General features: G+C 47.1%; 10 protein-coding genes. 6 read left to right on the top strand and 4 right to left on the bottom strand.

Features of this window, described 5'->3' with window-relative positions:
• The 4 genes from murI to Q0R35_RS01220 all read left to right on the top strand — a co-directional run.
• On the top strand, nucleotides 1-591 hold a 591-nt coding region (gene murI / locus Q0R35_RS01235), incomplete at its 5' end, for a glutamate racemase (protein ID WP_295613657.1).
• 101 nt (nucleotides 592-692) lie between these two features.
• On the top strand, nucleotides 693-1664 hold the full coding sequence (gene sds / locus Q0R35_RS01230; protein WP_295613655.1) for a solanesyl diphosphate synthase: 972 nt from the start codon (nucleotides 693-695) through the stop codon (nucleotides 1662-1664).
• A 19-nt stretch (nucleotides 1665-1683) separates the two neighbouring features.
• Nucleotides 1684-1923: a hypothetical protein gene (locus tag Q0R35_RS01225; protein WP_295613653.1), complete on the top strand. Its 240-nt coding sequence runs from the start codon at nucleotides 1684-1686 to the stop codon at nucleotides 1921-1923.
• 21 nt (nucleotides 1924-1944) lie between these two features.
• Nucleotides 1945-2616 (top strand): RibD family protein, encoded by a 672-nt coding sequence (locus Q0R35_RS01220; protein ID WP_295613651.1) that lies wholly within the window; start codon nucleotides 1945-1947, stop codon nucleotides 2614-2616.
• Between the two features lie 133 nt (nucleotides 2617-2749).
• Here the strand turns inward: Q0R35_RS01220 and Q0R35_RS01215 are convergent, their stop codons facing one another.
• Entirely contained in the window at nucleotides 2750-3202 is a 453-nt protein-coding gene (locus Q0R35_RS01215; protein WP_295613659.1) for an EVE domain-containing protein, read from the bottom strand.
• A gap of 175 nt (nucleotides 3203-3377) precedes the next feature.
• A complete protein-coding gene (locus Q0R35_RS01210; protein WP_366944795.1) occupies nucleotides 3378-4109 on the bottom strand; it encodes an HAD family hydrolase in 732 nt (243 codons plus the stop codon).
• Between the two features lie 279 nt (nucleotides 4110-4388).
• Here Q0R35_RS01210 and Q0R35_RS01205 point away from each other — a divergent pair, with 279 nt between their 5' ends.
• Entirely contained in the window at nucleotides 4389-4844 is a 456-nt protein-coding gene (locus Q0R35_RS01205; RefSeq protein WP_295613647.1) for a hypothetical protein, read from the top strand.
• A 52-nt stretch (nucleotides 4845-4896) separates the two neighbouring features.
• On the opposite strand, the gene Q0R35_RS01200 is transcribed toward Q0R35_RS01205, so the two are convergent.
• On the bottom strand, nucleotides 4897-5166 hold the full coding sequence (locus Q0R35_RS01200; protein ID WP_295613645.1) for a zinc ribbon domain-containing protein: 270 nt from the start codon (nucleotides 5164-5166) through the stop codon (nucleotides 4897-4899).
• An 83-nt stretch (nucleotides 5167-5249) separates the two neighbouring features.
• Nucleotides 5250-6455, bottom strand: a complete 1206-nt coding sequence (gene fmdA, locus Q0R35_RS01195; RefSeq protein ID WP_295613643.1) for a formamidase — start codon at nucleotides 6453-6455, stop codon at nucleotides 5250-5252.
• Nucleotides 6456-6795: 340 nt separating this feature from the next.
• Here fmdA and Q0R35_RS01190 point away from each other — a divergent pair, with 340 nt between their 5' ends.
• Nucleotides 6796-7218 (top strand): hypothetical protein, encoded by a 423-nt coding sequence (locus Q0R35_RS01190; protein WP_295613640.1) that lies wholly within the window; start codon nucleotides 6796-6798, stop codon nucleotides 7216-7218.
• The last annotated feature ends 41 nt before the right edge of the window (nucleotides 7219-7259 follow it).

Below are 7259 nucleotides of genomic sequence, written 5' to 3'. Positions count from 1 at the left end.
GCCTGTAATACCAGTTCGGCACTATCATTAGATACCGTTAGGGATGAGTACGATCTGCCAATTCTGGGGGTAGTTTTGCCTGGAGCCAGAGCCGCCGCACGTCAGGGGCGAAGGATCGGCGTAATTGCCACCCCCGCCACTGTCAAGAGTAACGCCTACCTCTATGCCATTCAAGAAGCCAATCCCCGCGCCCAAGTCTGGCAAGTTGCCTGCCCAGAATTCGTCCCCCTCATCGAAAACAATCGCCTTGCGGATCCATATACCCTCGCCATTGCCAAGGAATATCTGCAACCCTTACTCGATCGATCGATCGATACCCTAGTATATGGTTGTACCCATTATCCTCACCTCGAACCGATTTTGCGGAAATTCGTACCCAAAAGCATTACCTTTGTCAACCCAGCCATCGCCGTCGTCACCGCCGCCGCCAAGGAACTTAATCTCCTCGGCATCCAAAGCCATCGCATAGCGCAGCCGACAACCTTTATCGTCAGTGGCGATCCGGCTCAATTTGCCCAACTTGCCACCCAATGGCTGCCCGCTCAACCCTCAGTCCAGCAGATAATTCTGCCCACAGTGCCAGTTTCCTAACCCCTATTCCCTATTCCCTAGCTCCTATTCCCTATGTAAAGGAAAAATAGCTTAGAATATATGTAAACTTTCGTAAACTCATCCTCTGAGCCGCTCGATCGATGACCTCAGTGAAATCCGTATTTACTCCTGTTGAAGCTGACTTACAAGCCTTAACGGAGAACCTCAAAAAACTCGTTGGTGCTCGTCACCCGATTCTGTACGCCGCCGCCGAACATTTATTCGGAGCTGGGGGCAAACGGTTGCGTCCGGCAATCGTCTTGCTAGTCGCACGGGCGACAATGCCAGGGGCAGAAATTACCCCGCGCCACCGTCGGCTGGCAGAAATTACCGAAATGATCCACACCGCCAGTCTCGTCCACGATGATGTGGTCGATACTGCCGACACCCGTAGGGGCGTGCCGACAGTCCACAGTCTGTTCGACAATCGAATCGCCGTGCTAGCGGGCGATTTCCTGTTCGCTCAGTCGTCTTGGTATCTGGCTAACCTAGATAACCTCCAAGTGGTCAAACTGCTCTCACAGGTGATTATGGACTTAGCTGAAGGCGAGATTCAGCAGGGATTGAATCAATTTGAAACCGATTTCTCGATCGAAGCCTACTTAGAAAAAAGTTACTACAAAACTGCATCCCTGTTGGCTAATAGTGCCAAAGCAGCAGGCGTACTCAGCGACGCGCCGAGCGAGACTTGCGAACGGTTATATCTGTACGGGCGCAATTTGGGGTTAGCATTCCAAATCGTCGATGATATTCTCGACTTTACGGCTGATGATGAAGTCTTGGGTAAACCTGCGGGTTCGGATTTGGCAAGTGGAAACTTGACAGTGCCGACATTATATGCTATGCAAGAGTATCCGCAATTGGTCGATTTAATCGCGACTGAATTTGTAGATCCGGCAGATTTAGTTGAAGCTTTGAGTTTAGTCCGTAATAGTACGGGGATTACTAAATCTCGCGAATTAGCCAAGCACCACTCTCAGTTAGCTTTAGCACAACTAGCGGGTTTAGATGATTCTACTTCACTTCAATCATTAGGCGATCTGACTGATTATGTCTTGAAGCGGCTGTATTAAACCAGCATCGAGTATTGCCATGACTCCCTCTGCGCTACTCCACTCCCATTCGATCGAGGAAGATCGATTTACGATCTATCCTGACATCGAATGGCAGCAATTTAAACTGATTCAAGCTGGTTTTGCCAAGTCTCATGGCATCCGCCTATCCTACTCCCACAAGACCCTAGAAATTCTGATGCCGGGACGAAACCATGAAGTTTTTAGTCGGCTAATTGGTTTTCTGATTGGACTTTTACGAACGATCGATTGTCGATAAATATCGCTGGGGTTAATCTTAATGAAAACAACGCTCGTACTAGCAATGACCGCCGATGGCAAGATTGCGGATGTGACAAAATCACCGCCAACATTTAGCTCCGATCGAGATTCGGCACACTTAGAGGAGCAAATAGCCCTAGCTGATGCGATTTTAGTCGGTAGCGGCACGCTCGATGATGGTGGGAGTGTAGTATTAGTAAAAACACCAGCATTAATTCAATCCAGGATCGATCGCCAGAAACCAGCCCAACCACCCCAGATTATTTGTTCGCGCAGTGGCAAAATCGATCCACAATTACCCTTTTTTAGTCAACCGATCGACCGATGGTTATTAACCACTACTATCGGCGCAAAAGACTGGCACGAGCGCGATAGTTTCAGTCAGGTTATTATCTGTGAAACTTCCGATGGGAAAGAAATCGATTGGCAAGTTGTCAAGATTAAGCTAGCTGAATTAAATCTAGAAAATATTTGTTTACTAGGCGGTTCGGAATTAGCTGCTAGTTTATTTGCGGCTGAGTTTATCGATGATTTGTGGTTGACTGTTTGCCCAGTTATTTATGGTGGTACTGCCTCACCCACGCCAGTATCTGGAGCGGGATTTACGCCAGATTCAGCCCCTAAATTAACATTATTAAACGTCGATCGCGTCGAGGGCGAACTTTTTTTACACTATCGAGTGCAGAAGTAAAACGGGGAGTATGGGGAGAAAGAATATAGCAGTTGCCATATCGGTTAGGACACAAACCCGACTTTTTGGAAAAGTCGGGTTTGTAATGACACTAGTTTTACAGTCCTAACGATAATTTTCAATCCAAAATCCTCTAACCCGCTAGCTGCAAAATTTCTGCGGCGATGCGAAGGGTAATGGGCATGACAGAGAGACGATTGCCTTGCTTGAGAGTAGTTAGCTCTTCGGGGGTAAATCGCTCGCGGAGGGTAGCTAGAGTAATGGCATTGTCGAAAGTGCGGATAAATTCTACCGTGACAGTATGCCAACGTGGGGCTGTAAGTGTAGCTTTAGGATCGTAGTAGTCATCATCCGGATCGAATTGGCTGGGATCGACGACTTGTGCTGCAACGATTTGCATCAATCCGACAATACCGGGGGGATTGGTATTAGAGTGATAAAAGAAGGCTCGATCGCCAACTTGCATGGATTTGAGAAAATTCCGCGCTTGATAGTTTCTGACTCCATCCCAAATTGTAGTCCGATCGCGTTCTAAGTGTTCGATCCCATAGACGTTAGGTTCGGATTTCATCAACCAATAATTCACACGATCTGACCGACTTAGTACGGGTATAATTGTGTTCATTATATGCTGCGACGATCGCCTCGATGCGTGGTTTTTAAAAATAAAACTGTTGAAACCCGCATTTTGTCGTCAACAACCTCACAGAAATCGACGCATTCATATAGTGCGAGAGTTTGAGAATGAGCATTGCTGGAAACTACTTGCTAATTCGGAGCTGGGATAAATTCTCGATCGAGACATCAGCACCAGCCAGCGGTTGGCTGAATCTCCCCCAGGAGATGCCGATACAGCCCGCCGCACCGCCTTGACTTGCCATGATCGTATCCCAATGACTATCGCCTACCATCAGGGTGTGCGCGGGTTTTACCCCCAATTCCTGACAGGCAAATTGAAACAAGCGCGGATCGGGTTTAGCATAGTGGAGATCGGAACCTAGCAGTACCTGAAATTCAGACTGCAATCGATGGTAATTGGCAAATTTGACAACTTGGCTGGTCGTTGCCGCCGAAACTATCCCTAGTTTAAGCCCCGCAGCCGATAAAGCGGCGATCGAATCGGCACAACCAGGAAACATCGCATTTGGCGTAGATTCCATCACTCGATCGACTTCATTAAAAGCCCCCCGCACGATATCTAGAGCCGCGCTCCAGCTTCTCCCTGTTTCGGCAATGTACGCCGCCGCCGCGATTTCATTTTCGTAGCGACTCCCTACCGCCTGTAATCCCGCCGGATCTAATCCGCGCTCGGTTACGCCAAATGCCATCAGCAGTGGTTCGCCAACGCCCGGAATTTGCGCGTCAATCAGTCGCGCACGTTTTTGAGCGAGATTGCGGAGATAGTCGCCAGAGTCTTCGAGGGTACCATCCTTATCAAAAATAATTGCTTGGATATCTGAAAACTGGCGGCTGAGACAATAGATCGAAATCATTGCTAGTTCTGAAGATAGGATAGATGCTGCTACTAATTCTCTCATCCAAATCGACGGGTTCGATCGCCAACTCCATACTTCTTACTCCTTACTCCCTACTCCCTACTCCTTACTTCTCTCTCCGCCCTCCCATCGTTGAGAATTGCAAAAATCACGAAATGTAGAATATATATCCGTTATCCTAGAGAGAGACGTGCGGCTAGAGGGATTCTCCGTTGGAGAGGCTCGCGGGAACGCACTCATCAAAATTTTTATCCCAGGTTGACAGCTACTCATCGCATGAAAATTAACCTAGAACGCAATCTGAAAGCCCAGCCCCATCGATTGCGTTGTGTCGCTTGCTGGCACACATTTTCAGGAAATCGATCGCGATTGCTATTACGCCATCAAAATGGTTCGCTTATCGGCGATGTGTGTCAGGAATGCTTTCAACAAGGTTCTGGCCATATTCAGCAAAAGTTTAAACAGCGCGCGATCGAACTATGCGCTCAACCGTTGAGTGAATACACCTCTCCCTCCCCGCACAAACAGGCTCTAGTACTCTGGGAATTAGCCAGCGAACCGTTAGTAATTCCCCCTGTTTATTATTTCTGGTGGCGTAAATTAGCCATCTTAGCTGCTACCCAGAAATTAGAACTCACCCGGAAAGGGGCGACAAATTCACGCGGCTCTCAGCCGCAAATATCCGAAAATCTATTTCTCCCCGAAGAATCTTCGATCGGTAAAGATCGTTAAATTAAAATAGTAGGGGCAACTCATAAATTGCCCCTACTATTTTAAGCAGCAATTAATGACCGAGCATCCACGGGCGACCGCCGTGACTTTTGGCTCTGATGTTTTTGTCTGGATCTGTTGCTGGTTTTGTGACTAATTGCGGTTCGGAATTGGCAGTTTTATTCAATCGTAAAGCCCCGTTTAATCGGACTCCAGGAATCGAAAATATTCGTTTTGCCGACTCCTGACAATCCGGACAATTAGCCGGATTGCTACTGTCATTCATCGTGCGCCATTCATCAAAGATACCGCAACCGTTACAGCGAAATTCGTAGAGAGGCATGGGGAGGGGAAGTAAGGAGTAAGAAGTAGGGTGTGTTATCGCTGAGTGTAACGTACCAAATAAAATTGTTAAATCAAAAAAGATTAAACGGGTAAAATATTCTTGTCGAAAATTGCGGTGGGAATGGCGACGGTGCAGCAGGCATTGGGGATATCGACGATGCCACTGACTCGGCCTTCGACTGGGGCGCAACTGAGTAATAGATAGGCTTGTTCGCCTGTAAATCCAAATTTCTTCAGATATTCGATCGCATTCAAACAAGCGCGGCGATAGGCAATATGGACATCCATAAAATATTGTTTGCCCGTAAATTCATCCACCGAAATACCTTCAAATACTAAATATTCGGAATACTGAGGCTGGACGGGGCCGGGTTTGAAAATTGGATTTACCATTGCATATTTTTCCACGCCGCCTTTAATAATTTCGACGTGTAAATCGATAAAACCCGACATTTCGATCGCACCACAGAACGAGATTTCTCCATCGCCTTGGGAGAAGTGAATATCGCCCATCGATAATTTGGCACCCTCGACATATACGGGGAAATAAATTTTGGTACCCTTCGAGAGATTCTTGATATCGCAATTGCCGCCATGTTCGCGGGGGGGTACGGTGCGTGCGGCTTCTGCGGCCACTCGATCGAACTCCGAACCTGGTAAAGTACCTAAAATTGCGTTAGTCGGATTGGGTAATGCTGCTAATACGGGCACCTCTCCCGCAAAACCCGCCCCATAAGTGCGCCTGTCGGGTTGGGTTGCCATCAATTCTCGTTCCCGGTGATTCCACGTCGCCAGCAGCTCGTGAGAGGGCGCGCAGCCGATTAAACCAGGGTGAGTAATCCCAGCAAACCGCACGCCGGGAATATGGCGAGACTTAGTATAAATCCCCTCTAAGTCCCAAATAGCCTTTGCTGGATTGGGGAAATGGTCGGTCAGGAAGCCGCCGCCATTTTTTTTGTCGAAAATACCTGTAAAGCCCCATTCATCGCCCTGTAAAGCACCGATATCGAGAATATCTACGACCAGAATATCGCCCGGTTCGGCACCATTAACCCAAATCGGCCCACTCAATACGTGTACGACCGTTAAATCGACATCGCGAATATCATCGGAGCTATCGTCATTTTTGATTTGTCCGTCCGTCCAGTCTTTACATTCGATCCGAAAAATATCGCCAGGATTGACAGAAACTACCGCCGGAATATCGGGATGCCAACGGTTGTGTCCCGGCATCTCCTGTTTATCCATCGATTTGGTCAAATCTACTTGAAATAAGGTTTTAGGCATAAGTTATAAAGATGGAAGAAGATCGGATAAAATCTAACGCATCATATTTCTGAACCGCCTGCCAAGTTGTAAATTTAGGCGACCGAAAGTACTGAAAAATCTATTCAGAGATCGAAACTAGTCAAAAAATGGTGAATATCGATCCAGTTTTCGAGATCTAATTTAGCTGCTTATTTCACTCACAACTACCTAATTTGGCGATCTATTTGACTTGATTTACATAACAAGATTATCGACCGATTCAATAAAAATTAGATGTATCTGCATATACATTCTTGGGTTTGTGGAGACAGTCGGGGAATAATATTTATATTAAACGTCCTAAATAAAGGTTCGATCGATGGATACACCCACCCTGACTATATCTGGCAAAGTTTTAGGCAAAAGCCAAAATCTATTTTCAAGCTGGCAAATGTCTTTGCCAGAGCAGCCGCTGACATTAGCGGAATTACTCGCACAGATAGTGCGATCGGAAATTGGATCGTTTCAAGCCAGACAAACCGATGCTCGATCGACCAAAGTATTGGGCATAATTGATATTGAGGCGGGAGTTGCGCTGGGTAAAATTAGTAGCGGCGGTAGCGATCTCGAACAGGTGGTGGATGTGCAGGGTGCGATCGAGAATGCCCTGCAAGCCTTCAAAGATGGGTTTTACCTCGTATTTATCGATGACGAGCAGCAAGAGGATTTGACGGCAGATGTGGTTCTTACCGATCGTTCCGAACTTTTGTTTCTCCGTCTTACGCCGTTAGTTGGTGGTTGATTTAGGATATTTCGATCGATAATTAACTCTTAAATTTCGTC

This window comes from Chamaesiphon sp. GL140_3_metabinner_50, assembly GCF_025361915.1.
Taxonomy (GTDB): domain Bacteria; phylum Cyanobacteriota; class Cyanobacteriia; order Cyanobacteriales; family Chamaesiphonaceae; genus Chamaesiphon.
Note: the sequence above shows the minus strand (reverse complement) of the source record. Positions and strands in the feature narration are given on the sequence as shown.

Bases quoted from the DNA above. Each gene is read 5' to 3' on its own strand.
- Q0R35_RS01200 (WP_295613645.1), bottom strand. From the start codon at position 5,166: ATGCCTCTCTACGAATTTCGCTGTAACGGTTGCGGTATCTTTGATGAA.
- Q0R35_RS01210 (WP_366944795.1), bottom strand. From the start codon at position 4,109: ATGATTTCGATCTATTGTCTCAGCCGCCAGTTTTCAGATATCCAAGCA.
- sds (WP_295613655.1), top strand. From the start codon at position 693: ATGACCTCAGTGAAATCCGTATTTACTCCTGTTGAAGCTGACTTACAA.
- fmdA (WP_295613643.1), bottom strand. From the start codon at position 6,455: ATGCCTAAAACCTTATTTCAAGTAGATTTGACCAAATCGATGGATAAA.
- Q0R35_RS01220 (WP_295613651.1), top strand. From the start codon at position 1,945: ATGAAAACAACGCTCGTACTAGCAATGACCGCCGATGGCAAGATTGCG.
- Q0R35_RS01225 (WP_295613653.1), top strand. From the start codon at position 1,684: ATGACTCCCTCTGCGCTACTCCACTCCCATTCGATCGAGGAAGATCGA.
- Q0R35_RS01205 (WP_295613647.1), top strand. From the start codon at position 4,389: ATGAAAATTAACCTAGAACGCAATCTGAAAGCCCAGCCCCATCGATTG.
- Q0R35_RS01190 (WP_295613640.1), top strand. From the start codon at position 6,796: ATGGATACACCCACCCTGACTATATCTGGCAAAGTTTTAGGCAAAAGC.